The organism is Candidatus Pantoea gossypiicola, from assembly GCF_008632075.1.
In the GTDB taxonomy this organism is placed as follows: Bacteria; Pseudomonadota; Gammaproteobacteria; order Enterobacterales; family Enterobacteriaceae; genus Pantoea; species Pantoea gossypiicola.
Genome location: NZ_VWVM01000007.1, coordinates 252,110 through 268,461, shown reverse-complemented (window position 1 = coordinate 268,461; position 16,352 = coordinate 252,110). Strand labels below are relative to the sequence as shown.

General features: G+C 55.3%; 13 protein-coding genes, 2 tRNA genes and 2 rRNA genes. 12 read left to right on the top strand and 5 right to left on the bottom strand.

What is annotated here, in order from left to right:
- The 4 genes from F3I20_RS11865 to F3I20_RS11850 all read left to right on the top strand — a co-directional run.
- Positions 1-102 (top strand): 23S ribosomal RNA (locus F3I20_RS11865); the annotation flags it as partial.
- 197 nt (positions 103-299) lie between these two features.
- Positions 300-415, top strand: a 5S ribosomal RNA gene (gene rrf, locus F3I20_RS11860).
- Positions 416-502: 87 nt separating this feature from the next.
- A tRNA-Asp gene (locus F3I20_RS11855) sits at positions 503-579 on the top strand.
- Positions 580-586: 7 nt separating this feature from the next.
- A tRNA-Trp gene (locus F3I20_RS11850) sits at positions 587-662 on the top strand.
- 125 nt (positions 663-787) lie between these two features.
- Here the strand turns inward: F3I20_RS11850 and hdfR are convergent.
- Positions 788-1,621 (bottom strand): HTH-type transcriptional regulator HdfR, encoded by an 834-nt coding sequence (hdfR, locus tag F3I20_RS11845; RefSeq protein WP_150015859.1) that lies wholly within the window; start codon positions 1,619-1,621, stop codon positions 788-790.
- A 120-nt stretch (positions 1,622-1,741) separates the two neighbouring features.
- Between hdfR and F3I20_RS11840 the strand changes: the two genes are divergently transcribed.
- Entirely contained in the window at positions 1,742-2,080 is a 339-nt protein-coding gene (locus F3I20_RS11840) for a MaoP family protein (protein WP_010253568.1), read from the top strand.
- Positions 2,081-2,105: 25 nt separating this feature from the next.
- Here F3I20_RS11840 and F3I20_RS11835 read toward each other — a convergent pair whose 3' ends face one another.
- Complete coding sequence (locus tag F3I20_RS11835) at positions 2,106-3,629, bottom strand: YifB family Mg chelatase-like AAA ATPase (protein WP_150015860.1); 1,524 nt, start codon at positions 3,627-3,629, stop codon at positions 2,106-2,108.
- 330 nt (positions 3,630-3,959) lie between these two features.
- Here F3I20_RS11835 and ilvL point away from each other — a divergent pair, with 330 nt between their 5' ends.
- The 6 genes from ilvL (at position 3,960) to ilvA (ending at position 10,520) form a co-directional block, all read left to right on the top strand.
- A complete protein-coding gene (ilvL, locus tag F3I20_RS11830) occupies positions 3,960-4,058 on the top strand; it encodes an ilv operon leader peptide (protein ID WP_072101316.1) in 99 nt (32 codons plus the stop codon).
- A 150-nt stretch (positions 4,059-4,208) separates the two neighbouring features.
- Positions 4,209-5,855, top strand: a complete 1,647-nt coding sequence (gene ilvG, locus F3I20_RS11825; protein WP_150037608.1) for an acetolactate synthase 2 catalytic subunit — start codon at positions 4,209-4,211, stop codon at positions 5,853-5,855.
- On the top strand, positions 5,852-6,109 hold the full coding sequence (gene ilvM, locus F3I20_RS11820; protein WP_008926359.1) for an acetolactate synthase 2 small subunit: 258 nt from the start codon (positions 5,852-5,854) through the stop codon (positions 6,107-6,109). Before ilvG ends, ilvM begins: the two co-directional genes overlap by 4 nt.
- Before the next feature lie 18 nt (positions 6,110-6,127).
- On the top strand, positions 6,128-7,057 hold the full coding sequence (locus tag F3I20_RS11815; RefSeq protein WP_150015862.1) for a branched-chain amino acid transaminase: 930 nt from the start codon (positions 6,128-6,130) through the stop codon (positions 7,055-7,057).
- A 62-nt stretch (positions 7,058-7,119) separates the two neighbouring features.
- Positions 7,120-8,970 carry a dihydroxy-acid dehydratase gene (ilvD, locus tag F3I20_RS11810; protein WP_150015863.1) on the top strand — a complete coding sequence of 617 codons (1,851 nt, stop codon included), beginning with the start codon at positions 7,120-7,122 and terminating at the stop codon, positions 8,968-8,970.
- A gap of 2 nt (positions 8,971-8,972) precedes the next feature.
- Positions 8,973-10,520: a threonine ammonia-lyase, biosynthetic gene (gene ilvA / locus F3I20_RS11805; protein ID WP_033734421.1), complete on the top strand. Its 1,548-nt coding sequence runs from the start codon at positions 8,973-8,975 to the stop codon at positions 10,518-10,520.
- Here ilvA and ilvY read toward each other — a convergent pair whose 3' ends face one another.
- Positions 10,521-11,402, bottom strand: a complete 882-nt coding sequence (gene ilvY, locus F3I20_RS11800; protein ID WP_150015864.1) for an HTH-type transcriptional activator IlvY — start codon at positions 11,400-11,402, stop codon at positions 10,521-10,523.
- A gap of 162 nt (positions 11,403-11,564) precedes the next feature.
- Between ilvY and ilvC the strand changes: the two genes are divergently transcribed.
- Positions 11,565-13,040, top strand: a complete 1,476-nt coding sequence (gene ilvC, locus F3I20_RS11795; protein WP_105099982.1) for a ketol-acid reductoisomerase — start codon at positions 11,565-11,567, stop codon at positions 13,038-13,040.
- Between the two features lie 671 nt (positions 13,041-13,711).
- Here ilvC and F3I20_RS11790 read toward each other — a convergent pair.
- Together F3I20_RS11790 and yhjD are read right to left on the bottom strand one after the other, a co-directional pair.
- Positions 13,712-15,043, bottom strand: coding sequence for an MFS transporter (locus F3I20_RS11790; protein WP_150015865.1), 1,332 nt, complete (start codon positions 15,041-15,043; stop codon positions 13,712-13,714).
- 272 nt (positions 15,044-15,315) lie between these two features.
- Positions 15,316-16,335 carry an inner membrane protein YhjD gene (gene yhjD, locus F3I20_RS11785; protein ID WP_150037607.1) on the bottom strand — a complete coding sequence of 340 codons (1,020 nt, stop codon included), beginning with the start codon at positions 16,333-16,335 and terminating at the stop codon, positions 15,316-15,318.
- Positions 16,336-16,352: the final 17 nt, after the last annotated feature.

Below are 16,352 nucleotides of genomic sequence, written 5' to 3'. Positions count from 1 at the left end.
GTCCTGAAGGGACGTTGAAGACGACGACGTTGATAGGCCGGGTGTGTAAGCGCAGCGATGCGTTGAGCTAACCGGTACTAATGACCCGTGAGGCTTAACCTTACAACGCCAGAGGCGTTTTTGAGAGACATGATTTTCAGCCTGTGACGGATAAAATTAGCGGAAATGAAAGATTTTGCGGCGTGACAGGGCGCAGAGCGAAGACATCAGCGGGAGCATACTGAGGTATGTGACCGGTGTGGCTGAGCGATGGCAACGCGGTCATGACGTAAAAGATTCGTTTCGTGCACCAAGATTTGCCTGGCGGCTGTAGCGCGGTGGTCCCACCTGACCCCATGCCGAACTCAGAAGTGAAACGCCGTAGCGCCGATGGTAGTGTGGGGCCTCCCCATGCGAGAGTAGGGAACTGCCAGGCATCAAATTTGTTCCTTTTCCTCTGACAGGGAAAATAACGGGAACAGACGGTTATCAGCCGGTTGCTGATAAGCGTGAAAGAATCGGTGGAGCGGTAGTTCAGTTGGTTAGAATACCTGCCTGTCACGCAGGGGGTCGCGGGTTCGAGCCCCGTCCGTTCCGCCACCCTATTAGGGGCGTAGTTCAATTGGTAGAGCACCGGTCTCCAAAACCGGGTGTTGGGGGTTCGAGTCCCTCCGCCCCTGCCAGAAAACGATCCTTTGCTTCGGCAAAGGATTTTTTTTTGCCTTCAGAAAGGCAAAAAAGAAGAACCAGCTAAATCTAACTGGTCTCATCTCTTCCCTTCCCTGCTTACTTCTCTGCCTGCCAATCTTTAGCTGTTTTGCCTGACCAGAATCGGGAATTTAAGCAACTGCCGGATATGCGCCTGCTGATCGCTGTTCTGCAACCAGACAGCATAGAGCGGACGAACGGCGACGGGCGTATCCGGAATCACCATCAACTCACCGTAAACACTTTGCCAGAAGTCAGGCAGGAACGCGCACGCTCCGGTGGTATGCAGCAGTTCACGGGTAACATGCGCCGACGTTGTGGTCAGTACCGGCACATCATCCGCCCCGGAAAGGTAACTCTGATGTTGATGAAAATCTGCTCCCCATTCCAGTTTAATGTAATCATATTTTTCGCGTTTCTCGCTCTGCCGGGCGCAGAACAGCGCTAGTGAGATATGACCAATCTGCTGACTGGTTAACTCATCCATCTTAGGCGCTTCAGTGGTTATCAGCAGATCCAGCTGGCGTTCATGGAGCTGCTTAACCAGCAGATGTCGTTGTGCCACGCGCGCTTCCAAATGCAGGCTTTCACGATTCTCATACAGCGTCTGTAGCCACGGCGTCAGATAAGCCTCCCATAGCGACGCACTGGCACCGATCGAAAGCTCATGGTGCTGTTGAGTGTGAGAAACCTCCTTCTTTGCCATCATCCAGGTGCTCATCAGGCTTTCAGCATAGGGAAGCAGGCGTTCTCCAGCCGCTGTCAGACGTATGTTATTGCGATGCCGGGTAAAAAGGTTAACGCCAAGCTGATTCTCTAACTGGCGGATGCGAAAACTGACAGCAGATTGCGTAAGGTAAAGTGCTTCTGCAGCACGCCCGAAATGGCGTGTTCTGCTCACTTCCAGGAAAGTTTTCAGTAATTCCGTATCCACAGCGTTCTCCCAAAAAATGTTTGTCGTATAGATTTAAATGTTTTGTTTTACACTCTGTCAAGCCTATCTAATACTCCGCGCCATTAACAGCACGGCATTAGAAAATCAGGAGCGTGTAACATGGCGGAAAGCTTCTCAACAGAGAATCGTTTCTTTGATAACAAACATTACCCGCGTGGTTTCTCACGCCACGGTGACTTTACTATTAAAGAAGCTCAGCTTCTTGAACGCCACGGTTTCGCCTTTAATGAGCTGGATTTATCAAAGCGTGAGCCTGCAACCGAAGAAGAACGTCTGTTTATAGAAGTATGTCGTGGCGTGCGTGAGCCGCAAACGGAAGCTGAACGTGTATGGTCTAAATATATGACCCGCATTAAGCGTCCTAAGCGTTTTCATACGCTGTCCGGCGGTAAACCGCAGATGGACACCGTCGAAGACTTTACCGACAGCGACGATTAACTGAGAAGGGGCGAAAGCCCCTTTTTTACTGCAGGCTGTTATGCAGATGAATCATTAAACGATCAATTGTGCGATAACTGACAGCTTCCTGCAGATGGTGCCGGCTGATCTCTGCCTCTCCCGACAGATCGGCCACGGTACGCGCTACCTTCAAAATGCGTTGCCATGCCCGTACAGATAAACCCAGCTTTTCCAGTACTGACTCCAGCCACTCCGCATCCTCCTTAGCCGGCTGACACCAGCGCATAATCTCCGCATTGTTTAAATGCGCATTAATTTTTCCTGCACGGGTCAGCTGAATCTCCCGCGCTGCGACCACCCGATGGCGAACCCGTTCAGACGTTTCTGCTGGAGGGCGTTGACCGCTAAGCATTCCGCCCGGCAGTAGCGGTACTTCCAGCGAAAGATCAAAACGATCGAGAAAAGGGCCGGACAGCTTGCTGAGATAACGCAGCACCTGCTGAGGTGAGGTGCGGTTATGCTGTCCCTGATAATGTCCGGTTGGACTTGGATTCATTGCAGCAATCAGCTGAAATCGTGCCGGATAGGTGACTTTTGCGCGGGCACGTGAAATAGCGATGACCCCCGACTCTAATGGCTCGCGCAGAGAATCCAGCACCTTGCGATCAAATTCCGGTAACTCATCCAGAAACAGCACGCCGTTATGCGCCAGTGAGATCTCGCCGGGGCGTGGCAGCGATCCACCCCCAATTAATGCATAGAGAGATGCGCTATGGTGAGGCGACCTGAAAGGCCGGCTGCGCCATTGTCGGTGCAGAGTACTGCTATTGTTTACCAGGCTGGCGATTGCCGCGCATTCCAGTGCTTCCTGATCGGTTAAAGAAGGCATGATGCCAGGCAGACGGGTGGCAAGCATGGTTTTACCCGTGCCAGGCGGGCCAATCAGCAACAGGTTATGCCCGCCAGCTGCCGTGATCTCCAGTGCTCTGCGCCCCTGTTCCTGACCAATGATATCTGCGAGATCGTCAGCAGGCGGCTCGCCCTGATGATCAGGGGACTGAGCTGTCGGTAATGTGAGTTCATTACGCAGAAAAGTGCACACGTCGCTGAGGTGCGAGGCGACCAGCGACGATCCCTGACGGATGAGTCCAGCATCCGCCTGATTCTCAGCAGAGAGAACCAGCTGTCGTCCAGCCTGAATTGCCACCATGGCTGCCGGAATCGCGCCCTGTACACCGCATAGCGCGCCGTCGAGTGCCAGTTCACCCAGAAACTCATAGTGCGTCAGCTTGTCGGCAGGAAGCTGCTCAGAAGCGACCAGAATGGCGATCGCCATAGGTAAGTCATACCGTCCGCCCTCTTTAGGGAGGTCCGCTGGGGCCAGATTGATGGTGACCCGCTTTGCCGGAAAGGTGAAACCGCTGTTGATAATAGCGCTGCGTACCCGCTCACGCGCTTCTTTGACCGTTGTTTCTGGCAGACCTACCAGGGTTAAGGCAGGCAGGCCATTACTGATATGTGCCTCAATGGTCACCAGCGGGGCTTCTACCCCCAGTGCTGCCCGGGTCAGAACTTTTGACAATGACATACTCGCTCCTTATTGCCGCCAGTCTGGTGACTGCATCAAAAAAAAGCGAGAACATCATCAGTGCGTTTCGGGCCATCGCACACCCTATCGAAAGTTGTTTCATGGCGTTTTAAAACGCTGCGCGACAGCACACAAATTCATCAAAATATTATTACGTCACTAAAGTGATGAATAATTATCATCATGTCATTATTTCTTGTATTACAGATCGATAGGTCACGATTCCGCGCCACGCGCTAAAATAAATCTGTAAAAAAAGTTGTGCGATGGCCCCTGACTATGATAACTCTGTAGGCATTACTTCGAACACGAAAAAGAATCGAACAACACATGAAAGCCCTTCTACAAGTGATTAGCCTGGTCGTGATTAGCGTGGTGGTGGTTATTAACCTACCGTGCGGGGCAACGCTTGGAGAAAGAAAGGCTTAAAAATCAAGCCTCGAATCCGAAAAAACCCCCGCACCGAAAGGTCCGGGGGTTTTTTTTCGACCCGAGGAAATATCAGTAAATCCACAAGGAACAAACAATGAACAGTAGCATAAAATTCTGTTGTTCCGGTCAGGACACAGGAGAATAGCGATGACAGGTGCACAGTGGGTAGTTCAGGCTTTACGCGCGCAGGGTGTTGATACCGTATTTGGTTACCCTGGCGGCGCCATCATGCCGGTATACGACGCGCTATACGATGGCGGCGTGGAACACCTACTGTGCCGTCATGAGCAAGGGGCGGTTATGGCCGCGATTGGCTATGCGCGATCTACCGGCAAAACCGGTGTCTGTATTGCTACCTCCGGCCCTGGCGCAACCAACCTGATCACCGGTCTGGCTGATGCCATGATGGACTCCGTGCCGATCGTTGCGGTAACAGGTCAGGTCTCGTCTGCATTTATCGGTACTGATGCTTTCCAGGAGATCGACGTACTGGGGCTGTCCCTTGCCTGCACCAAACATAGCTTCCTGGTTGAGTCGCTGGATGAGCTGCCCGCTATTATGGCTGAAGCTTTTGCCATGGCGCAGTCAGGGCGCCCGGGGCCGGTATTGGTTGATATCCCTAAAGATATTCAGATTGCGCAGGGTGAACCCGCGCCGCATCTGGTTTCGGTGGAGGAGGAAGACTCGCTGCCGCATCATGCCATCCGCGAGGCGCGGGCAATAATGACCCAGGCCAGAAAACCGATGCTCTATGTTGGCGGCGGCGTGGGCATGGCGCAGGCGGTTCCGGCACTGCGTGCATTCGCAGAAGAAACCGGTATCCCTGCCGTTGCGACCCTGAAAGGTCTGGGCAGCGTCGATGCGCAGAGCGAGGTTTATCTCGGTATGCTGGGGATGCACGGTACCAAAGCCGCTAACCTGGCCGTACAGGCGTGTGATCTGCTGATCGCGGTCGGTGCCCGTTTCGACGACCGCGTCACCGGCAAGCTGGACACCTTTGCACCGCATGCCAGCGTGATTCATCTCGATATCGACCCCGCTGAGTTAAACAAATTACGTCGCGCTCATGTCTCTCTGCAGGGCGATCTCAACGAATTGCTGCCCGCTCTGAGTCAGCCTTTGTCTATCAACGCCTGGCGCGATGAGGTACAGGCACTGAAAGCCAGCCACGCATGGCGCTACGACCATCCGGGCGAAGCGATCTATGCGCCGCTGCTGCTGAAGCAGCTTTCCGATCGCAAACCGGCCAATGCCATCGTCACCACCGACGTCGGTCAGCATCAGATGTGGACAGCGCAACATATGGCATTTGATGCGCCGGAGAACTTCATTACCTCCAGCGGCTTAGGCACCATGGGCTTTGGTTTGCCTGCTGCCATTGGCGCACAGGTTGCACGCCCGGACGATACGGTGATCTGTGTCTCGGGCGATGGCTCCATCATGATGAACATCCAGGAGTTGGGCACCATCAAGCGCGGCAAGCTGCCGGTCAAAATCGTACTGCTGGATAACCAGCGTCTGGGTATGGTACGCCAGTGGCAACAGCTCTTTTTCGATGGTCGCTACAGTGAAACCAACCTGTCCGACAATCCCGATTTCCTCACGCTGGCCAGCGCATTCAACATCCCCGGCCAGCGCATTACCCGTAAAGATCAGGTCGACGCCGCCCTTGATGCTCTGCTGAACAGCGAAGGTCCTTACTTCCTGCATGTTGCAATTGATGAGCATGAAAACGTCTGGCCACTGGTACCGCCGGGTGCCAGCAATGCAAACATGATGGAGAAAACCGTATGAACCAGCATCAATTGTCTATCGAAGCCCGTTTCCGCCCTGAAATATTAGAGCGCATTTTACGCGTTGTGCGTCACCGCGGTTTTCAGGTCTGTTCTATGAACATGGCCTCAGTCGCCAACGCAGAAAACATTAATATTGAAATGACCGTTGCCAGCCAGCGCTCCGTCGATTTACTGTCTTCGCAGTTAAGTAAATTGATCGACGTTGCATGCGTTCAGATTCAACAACAGACAACACAACAAATCCGCGCGTAGCCGCGAGAGGGAATAACAATGAGCACGAAGAAAGCAGACTTTATTTGGTTCAATGGCGAGATGGTTAAGTGGGAAGAGGCGAAGGTCAGCGTCATGTCCCACGCGTTGCACTACGGTACGTCGGTATTTGAAGGCGTCCGCTGCTACGACTCTCACAAAGGACCCGTTGTGTTCCGTCATCGTGAACACATGCAACGTCTGCACGACTCCGCCAAAATCTATCGTTTCCCGATTAAAAGCAGCGTTGATGAGCTGATGGAAGCGTGCCGCGAAGTCATCCGCGTGAACAAACTGAAAAGTGCTTATATCCGTCCACTGGCCTTTGTCGGCGATGTGGGCCTGGGCGTAAACCCGCCAGACGGCTTCACGACTGACGTGATCATTGCCGCCTTCCCGTGGGGCGCGTATCTGGGCGCTGAAGCGCTGGAGAATGGTATTGATGCGATGGTCTCTTCATGGAACCGCGTAGCGCCAAACACTCTGCCAACTGCTGCTAAAGCGGGTGGTAACTACCTCTCCTCACTGCTGGTGGGCAGCGAAGCCCGTCGTCATGGCTATCAGGAAGGCATTGCGCTGGATACCAATGGCCTGATTTCAGAAGGTGCAGGCGAAAACCTGTTTGAAGTTAAAGATGGCGTGCTCTTTACCCCGCCATTTACCTCTTCGGCACTGCCGGGCATCACGCGCGATGCGATCATTACGCTGGCGCGTGATATGGGCATTGAAGTGCGTGAGCAGACTCTGTCTCGTGAATCTCTCTATCTGGCTGATGAAGTCTTTATGTCTGGCACCGCGGCAGAAATCACACCAGTGCGCAGCGTTGACCGCATTCAGGTGGGCGAAGGCAAATGTGGCCCGGTCACCAAACGCATCCAGCAGGCCTTCTTTGGTCTGTTCACGGGTGAGACCGAAGACAAATGGGGCTGGTTAGATCCGGTTAACCCATAATCAGATACAGCGCGGACGTCATCTGACGTCCGCGAGCTAATTCTTACTGGAGTAAATAGAGCATGCCTAAGTACCGTTCCGCCACAACCACCCACGGCCGCAATATGGCGGGTGCCCGTGCCTTATGGCGCGCGACAGGAATGACCGATGATGATTTCGGCAAGCCGATTATCGCTGTGGTTAACTCATTCACCCAATTTGTTCCCGGCCACGTTCACCTTCGCGATCTGGGTAAACTCGTCGCTGAGCAGATTGAAGCATCAGGCGGTGTGGCTAAAGAGTTCAACACCATTGCGGTGGATGACGGTATTGCCATGGGTCATGGCGGCATGCTGTATTCACTGCCTTCGCGCGAGCTGATTGCTGACTCGGTCGAGTACATGGTTAACGCACACTGCGCCGACGCCATGGTCTGTATCTCTAACTGCGACAAAATCACCCCCGGCATGCTGATGGCGTCTCTGCGCCTCAATATCCCGGTGATTTTCGTTTCAGGCGGCCCGATGGAAGCGGGTAAAACCAAGCTTTCTGATCAGATCATCAAGCTGGACCTGGTCGATGCAATGATTCAGGGTGCCAACCCGAACGTCAGCGATGCTGACAGCGAACAGATCGAACGTTCTGCCTGTCCGACCTGCGGCTCCTGCTCCGGTATGTTCACAGCCAATTCGATGAACTGCCTGACTGAAGCACTCGGCCTGTCGCAGCCTGGCAACGGCTCCCTGCTGGCCACCCACGCCGATCGTAAAGAGCTGTTCATCAATGCCGGTAAGCGCATCGTCAGCCTGACCAAACGCTACTACGAGCAGGATGACGTTAACGTGCTGCCGCGGAACATTGCCAACAAGGCCGCCTTCGAGAACGCCATGATGCTGGATATCGCCATGGGCGGCTCCACCAATACCGTGCTGCACCTGCTGGCGGCGGCACAGGAAGGCGACATCGACTTCAATATCTCCGACATCGATCGCCTGTCACGTAAAGTGCCTCAGCTCTGTAAAGTCGCGCCAAGTACCCCGAAATACCATATGGAAGATGTGCATCGCGCGGGGGGTGTCTACGCGATTCTGGGCGAGCTGGATCGCGCAGGTCTGTTCGACAGCAGCGCGCGCAACATCCTGCAGCAGACGATGCGTGAAACGCTGGATCAGTACGACATCATGCTGACCAACGATCAGGCGGTAAAAGAGATGTTCCGTGCTGGCCCGGCGGGCATCCGTACTACCCAGGCATTCTCGCAGAGCTGCCGCTGGGACACGCTGGATGATGACCGTGCCGAGGGCTGTATCCGCACCCGCGAAAACGCGTACTCACAGGATGGCGGTCTGGCCGTTCTTTACGGCAACATCGCCGAAGATGGCTGTATCGTTAAAACGGCGGGCGTAGACAAAGAGATTCTGACCTTCACCGGTCCGGCCAAAGTCTATGAAAGCCAGGATGATGCGGTAGAAGCGATTCTGGGCGGCAAAGTCGTGGCAGGCGACGTGGTCGTGATCCGCTACGAAGGGCCAAAAGGCGGGCCGGGCATGCAGGAAATGCTCTATCCGACTACCTATCTGAAATCGATGGGACTGGGCAAAAGCTGCGCCCTGATCACCGATGGTCGTTTCTCCGGCGGTACGTCGGGCCTCTCTATCGGCCATGCTTCGCCTGAAGCGGCCAACGGCGGCACCATTGCGCTGGTCAAAGATGGCGACACTATTGAAATCGATATCCCTAACCGCGGCATCAAACTCGCTGTGCCGGATAACGAACTGCACGCGCGCCGTGAAGAGCAGCAGGCACGTGGCGATGCGGCGTATACGCCGGTCAATCGTCAGCGTGAAGTCTCCTTTGCGCTGCGTGCTTACGCATTACTCGCGACCAGTGCTGACAAAGGTGCCGTCCGCGATAAGAGCAAGCTGGGAGGCTGACAATGGCCGAGTCTCAACCGCTACCCGACGCGCCGTGCGGCGCGGAGTATCTGCGCGCAGTGCTGCGTTCACCGGTGTATGAAGTCGCACAGGTGACGCCGCTGCAGGTTATGGAAAAAATCTCATCGCGTCTTGGCAACACCATTCTGGTGAAGCGGGAAGATCGCCAGCCGGTACACAGTTTCAAGCTGCGCGGTGCCTACGCGATGATTGCCGGTCTGAACGAAGAGCAGAAAGCGCGCGGCGTGGTGACGGCATCAGCCGGCAACCACGCGCAGGGCGTGGCGCTCTCCGCGACGAAGCTGGGCATCAAGTCGCTAATCGTGATGCCGCTGGCGACCGCAGACATCAAGGTTGATGCGGTGCGCGCATTTGGCGGTGAGGCTTTTCTGTTTGGGGCCAACTTTGACGAGGCGAAAGCCAAAGCGATAGAGCTCGCTGAACAGCGTGGCTACACCTTCGTGCCGCCGTTTGACCATCCGGCGGTGATTGCCGGACAGGGCACGCTGGCGATGGAGCTGCTGCAGCAGGATGCGCACCTCGACCGGGTCTTTGTCCCGGTGGGCGGCGGCGGTCTGGCCGCGGGCGTTGCGGTGCTGATCAAGCAGCTGATGCCGCAAATTAAAGTGATTGCGGTGGAGTCAGAAGATTCAGCCTGTCTGAAGGCGGCGCTGGACGCCGGTCATCCGGTCGATCTGCCGCGCGTCGGGCTGTTTGCCGAAGGCGTCGCGGTGAAGCGTATCGGCAGCGAGACCTTCCGGCTCTGTCAGGCCTACATCGATGACATCATCACCGTCGACAGCGATGCGATTTGCGCTGCGATGAAAGACCTGTTCGAAGATGTTCGCGCCGTGGCAGAGCCGTCTGGCGCGCTGGCGCTGGCGGGCATGAAGAAGTACATCCAGCAGCACGAGATCAAAGGCGAGCGACTGGCGCATGTCTTATCCGGTGCCAACGTCAACTTCCACGGTCTGCGTTACGTCTCCGAGCGTTGCGAGCTGGGCGAACAGCGTGAAGCGCTGCTGGCCGTCACTATCCCGGAACAGCAGGGCAGCTTCCTGCGTTTCTGTCAGACGCTGGGCGGACGTTCAATCACCGAATTCAACTACCGCTACGCGGACGCGGACAAAGCCTGCATTTTTGTTGGTGTACGTCTGACACGTGGCGTGGAAGAGCGCAGCGAAATCATCAGCGAACTTACCCGCGGCGGTTATCAGGTGGTCGATCTCTCAGATGATGAGATGGCGAAATTGCATGTGCGTTACATGGTGGGCGGACGTCCCTCCAAGCCGCTGCGTGAACGGCTCTTCAGCTTCGAGTTTCCGGAGGCGCCTGGCGCATTGCTGAAGTTCCTGCAAACGCTGGGCACCCACTGGAATATCTCGCTGTTTCACTACCGCAGCCACGGCACCGATTATGGTCGTGTGCTGGCGGCTTTTGAGCTCGGCAGCGATGAGCCGCGTTTTGAGGAGCATCTCACCGACCTGGGTTATGACTTTCACGACGAAAGCCAGAACCCGGCGTTCCGCTTCTTCCTGTCAGGCCACTGATTACAGCTGGCTCCAGAAAGCACTGATCAGCGGCTCTCCGAGCCGCTTTTTTTGCACACAGATACCGAGTTCGAACGGCGCAACAGACTCCACATTCTCCAGCATCAGCACGCGGTTACGCACCGGGTCCGGGCTGTTCTCCAGCACGACATCCGGCAACAGCGCAATACCGCAACCCAGCGCTACCATTGAGACTATCGCCTCATGCCCCGATACCGTGGCGTAAATCACCGGATTCGGGATGCGCTGGCGGCGGAACCAGAGATCGATACGCCGTCGTGCGGGTCCCTGCACCGGCAGGATAAACGGAATTTTTGACCAGTCGGGCTGCGGCTGGGTGGCCTGGGTGCGAACGGCACAGGGTAATGCAGGTGCAATCAGCACCAGCGGAATCAGCCCCAGTGGCATAAAATCAATGCTGGCGGGCAGGGTTTCAGGCCGTCCGGCAATCGCCAGATCGGCATCGCCTGAGTGCACTTTTTCCACCGCATCCGCAGCATCACCGGTATCCAGTTTAATTTCGACCTGCGGATGTTCGGCACGAAAGCGGTCAAGGATCGGCGGCAGATGGCTGTAGGCCGCCGTCACCGAACAGAACAGGCGCAGTTCGCCGCTGAGTGACGGACCGTTAAGATCCATCACATGGCGCAGTTGCTGATACTGCAACAGCGTCTGTTGGGCGAACTGGCGCAGACGTTCACCCGCCTCCGTCAGCGTCACGGTGCGATTATCACGCAGAAACAGCGCATGGCCGACATCGTCTTCAAGCCGCTGGATCTGGCGTGACAGTGTGGATGGGCTGACGTGCATAGCACGCGCAGTGCGCCCGAAGTGGCAGCTTTCTGCCAGATGAAGAAACAGTTTCAGATCCCGTAAATCCATGCGCGCATCGCCTGTGGTTGGTGTTGCATTTATTGCAATGTGACGTTGTTAATATATCAATTTAAGCAACAGAATTCCTGTCATATGATGGGGTCATTCGCGGCGCTGCATGATGCGCCGTTCCTGAACAAAAAAAGCAAACACAACCTTACCGGAGTACCCATGGCTAACTATTTCAACACATTGAACCTGCGCAACCAGCTGGCGCAATTAGGCAAATGTCGTTTCATGGCGCGTGATGAATTCGCGGATGGTGCCAGTTTCCTGAAAGGCAAAAAAGTCGTTATCGTTGGCTGTGGTGCGCAGGGCCTGAACCAGGGTCTGAACATGCGTGATTCTGGTCTGGATGTCGCCTATGCACTGCGTGCCGAAGCGATTGCGGAGAAACGCCCTTCATGGCGCAAAGCGACCGATAACGGTTTCAAAGTGGGTACTTACGAAGATCTGATCCCGCAGGCGGACCTGGTCGTTAACCTGACGCCAGACAAGCAGCACTCTGCTGTCGTTCAGGCTGTTCAGCCGCTGATGAAAGATGGCGCTGCACTGGGCTACTCGCACGGTTTCAACATCGTTGAAGTGGGCGAAAGCATCCGTAAAGACATCACCGTCGTCATGGTGGCACCTAAGTGCCCGGGTACTGAGGTTCGTGAAGAGTACAAACGCGGCTTTGGTGTTCCGACGCTGATCGCGGTTCACCCGGAAAACGATCCAAAAGGCGAAGGCATGGCGATCGCCAAAGCCTGGGCAGCAGCAACCGGCGGCGATCGTGCTGGCGTGCTGGAATCTTCCTTCGTGGCAGAAGTGAAATCTGACCTGATGGGTGAGCAGACCATTCTGTGTGGCATGTTGCAGGCGGGTTCACTGCTCTGCTTCGACAAGCTGGTGGCTGAAGGTACTGACCCGGCTTACGCAGAAAAACTGATTCAGTTCGGCTGGGAAACCATCACCGAGTCACTGAAGTTTGGTGGCATCACCCTGATGATGGACCGCCTCTCTAACCCGGCCAAACTGCGTGCCTATGCGCTGTCAGAGCAGCTGAAAACCATCATGGCACCGCTGTTCCAGAAGCACATGGATGACATCATCTCCGGCGAATTCTCTTCCGGCATGATGGCTGACTGGGCGAATGATGATAAAAACCTGCTGACCTGGCGTGAAGAGACCGGCCAGACCGCTTTCGAGACCGCCGCACAGTATGAGGGCAAAATCGAAGAGCAGGAGTACTACGACAAAGGCGTAGTGATGGTTGCAATGGTTAAAGCGGGCGTTGAGCTGGCGTTTGAAACCATGGTCGATGCCGGCATCATCGAAGAGTCTGCTTACTACGAATCTCTGCACGAGCTGCCGCTGATTGCGAACACCATTGCCCGTAAGCGTTTGTATGAGATGAACGTGGTGATCTCCGATACTGCCGAATATGGTAACTACCTGTTCTCCTTCGCTGCGGTGCCGCTGCTGAAAGAGTTCATGACCACGCTGCAGCCAGGTGATCTGGGTAAAGCGGTTGAAGGCACGCAGGTCGACAACGCGCAGCTGCGTGACGTTAACGAAGCCGTTCGTCAGCACCCGATTGAAACCGTTGGCCGCAAGCTGCGTGGCTATATGACCGACATGAAGCGTATCGCTGTCGCGGGCTAATAACCGGCAACACAGTTTTCAGCAAAACAAACCCCGGCTTGCCGGGGTTTTTTGTTTGCTAACAATGCCTGAGAAGTTCGCTGTTGGAACGGTGCCTGCACTGCCGGCTTCGCTGTGAGACCGAGCCTGCACAGGCAACACGGTCAGATCGGAAAGGCGCTTAAGCCCAATCTCTGGCCGCTCGGCCCGCGCGATTACGCACCTCATCCCTGAGGTGCGCCCGTAAACGGGCCAACGCTTTGCGTTGTTCAAAAACGCTCCCGGCGTTTTTGTCCCAGACGCGGAACGCTTTCCTCTTCTGACCGTGTTCCCTGTGTCCTTAAGCTTCTTCATTGCTGCCAATATCACTAGCCTTTAAACGCGATTCAGCTTTTTTCGAACAGACAACTAATCCACTTAAAGCGATAGGAGCATACGCCTGTAGCAAAGCATCGCGGGCCAGGGATGGCCCGCGCTGAGCCCGCCATGGATGGCGTCTTTCGCGTCTTTGCGGAGGGCGTATGCTCCCTGAGCATGCTGGCTAATCTCAAGGCGATTGTTTTTGCCCTTTGGGCAGCACTTCTTCGCCGTTAGGGGCGATGTATATTTCCTGAATAGCCTTAGATTGACTAAACCCAACCCATAAAAAAACCCGGCATCTGCCGGGTTTCACTGACTTTCATCCAACAGGATTAAACGTCATACAACGTCTGGTGACGCGTCTCTTTACAGGCCAGCAACGCTATCAGCGTCAGCACCGCCATCGACGCCAGATACAGCCCCACCGCCTGCAGACCATAATTGGCATTCAGCCAGGTCGCGATGTAAGGCGCAACAGAGGCTCCCAGAATCGAGGAGAGATTGTAGGAGAACGAGGCACCGGTATAACGCACTTCGGTCGGGAACAATTCCGGCAGCAGCGCACCCATCGGGCCAAACGTCAGCCCCATAATGCTCAGACCCAGCAGCAGAAACGCCATCACCAGCGCCTGTGAACCGGAACCCAGCATTGCCGGGAACAGGAACGAAAACGCGATAATCATCAGCGTAATGGTAATCATCGTCTTGCGACGTCCAAAACGGTCAGCCAGCAAACCGGCAATCGGCACCATTACCCCAAAACCAATCACCGCCAGCATCAGCATCCACAACATACTGTTACGCGGAATACCCAGACCCGCTGGTGCTGGTGTGGTGCCGTAGCTCATTGAATAGACGGTCATAATATAGAACAGCGTATAGGTCGCCAGCATGATAAAGGTGCCGAGAATCGTGGCGGTCAGATGCTTGCCCAGCAGCGCCGCAATCGGCACGCGAACCTGCTTCTTCTCTTTCTGCACTTTGGCAAACACCGGACTCTCATGCAGCGACACGCGCACATACAGGCCAATCAGCACCAGCACGGCGGAGAGAATAAACGGCACGCGCCAGCCCCATTGCATAAACTGCTCATCGGTCAGCAGCCACGAAAGCAGCAGAAACGTTCCGTTCGCAAAGAAAAAGCCAATCGGCGCACCCAGTTGAGGAAACGAACCGTAAAGTGCACGCTTCTTCGCCGGAGCATTTTCCGTCGCCAGCAGCGCCGCGCCGCCCCATTCACCGCCCAGTCCCAGCCCCTGACCAAAACGCGCCAGCGCCAGCAGCAGCGGTGCCATTACGCCAATCGTCTCATAACCTGGCAGCAGACCAATCACTACGGTGGAAATACCCATGGTCAGCAGCGAGGCTACCAGCGTGGCCTTACGCCCGACGCGATCGCCAAAGTGGCCAAACACGGCAGAGCCAATCGGACGCGCGATAAAGGCGATAGCGAAAGTGGCCAGCGACTGTAGCGTGGCGACCGTAGCATCACCCTGCGGGAAGAAAATGTGCGGGAAAACAATCACTGCCGCAGTGGCATAAATATAGAAGTCGAAGAACTCGATGGCCGTACCGACCAGCGAGGCAATCACCACTTTACTGCGTGAGTTAACCGGCGTGGGATCCTGCTGTTTGTCGAGTGTGTCTGTGAGGGAGGCTTGCATAACTGTTTCTTATTTGTAAATACAGACAAAGAATCTTACGCATCTGCCAGAGCGCATTCAATGATGAAAACCCGCGCCGCGTCTGGCTTCAGAGGCCAAAAAGAGGATAATTTCTGTGGTGTGACGAATGCCGGGTGATACCGGGGGAAACCGGACGATATCTGGCGGGATACTCTAAGAAAGGGCTAAATAAAAGTGACCCCTCAGCTATTCATCCTGTTATCGGGTGAAAAAATAGCCGGGGGGTGACATTTTCCGCTGTTGTTAACGAATTACGATACTTTGCTGCGGGATGCGCTGCCCGCTTCCGGCATCTGCGGGTCGTCTTTATATTTGGCCGTGGCGATCCACGCTGCACAGAACAGCGTCAGACGGGCGAAGAAATAGAAGAACGCCATCAGACCGAGTACAGAACCAAAGGCTGCACCGGAAGGTGAGGTCGCCAGCTTCGGCAGCGTCAGCGTCATCACAAACTTAATCACCTCAAAGCCGATTGCCGCCAGCAGGGTGCCGCGAAACAGTGCTTTCTTGCGCGGCTTATGTCGCGGCAGGATCCAGAAAATCCAGAGGAACAACAGGTAGTTTGCCAGCACAGAAATCGACGTGGCAATAATGGTCAGGGCAGGCCGTAACCAGTCGATGCCATCAAGTCCCAGCGCACTCACGATGGTCGCCTGTGCAGAACCCGCTACCGAGGTCAGCGACAGGGTAATGATCAGTGCCAGCATCAGACCCGTCAGCGACAGGAAGTCGCGAATATAACGTTTCCAGATCTTCTCTTTGTCATCCGGTTTGCGTTCCCAGACGTCGCGCGACTGGGCGCGGATCGCTTCACGCAGGTTTCCCATCCAGTTAAGGCCGGAGTAGAGCGCCAGCAGTAAACCAGTGATTCCCACGGTGGCACGCTGCTGAATGGCGGTATTCACCGTATTTTTCAGCGTGGTTGCCAGCGTCGGGTCACTGATGCTGCTGACGATTTTGTTGATGATATCGGTCAGCAGATCCTGATTCGATGCCAGCACAAAACCCACGGCGGCGAACGACACCATCAGAATAGGGATCAGCGATAAAAACGAGAAATAAGTAATAGCCGCGCCAAACTGGCTGCCGAGTCGGTCATTAAAGCGGTCAAGGGCGCGAATAAAGTGCGCCACCGCCGGAATCGCCTGGAACCAGGCGGCGAAGCGGGACACGCGAACAATCGATTCATCCACGGTGTGATTGCCGGTTTTAATATCGATAAGCGGCTTTTCTGGCTGCATATCCTGCGGGTTTTCCTGCTTGTCTGTCATAGACCTTCACTGTCCTG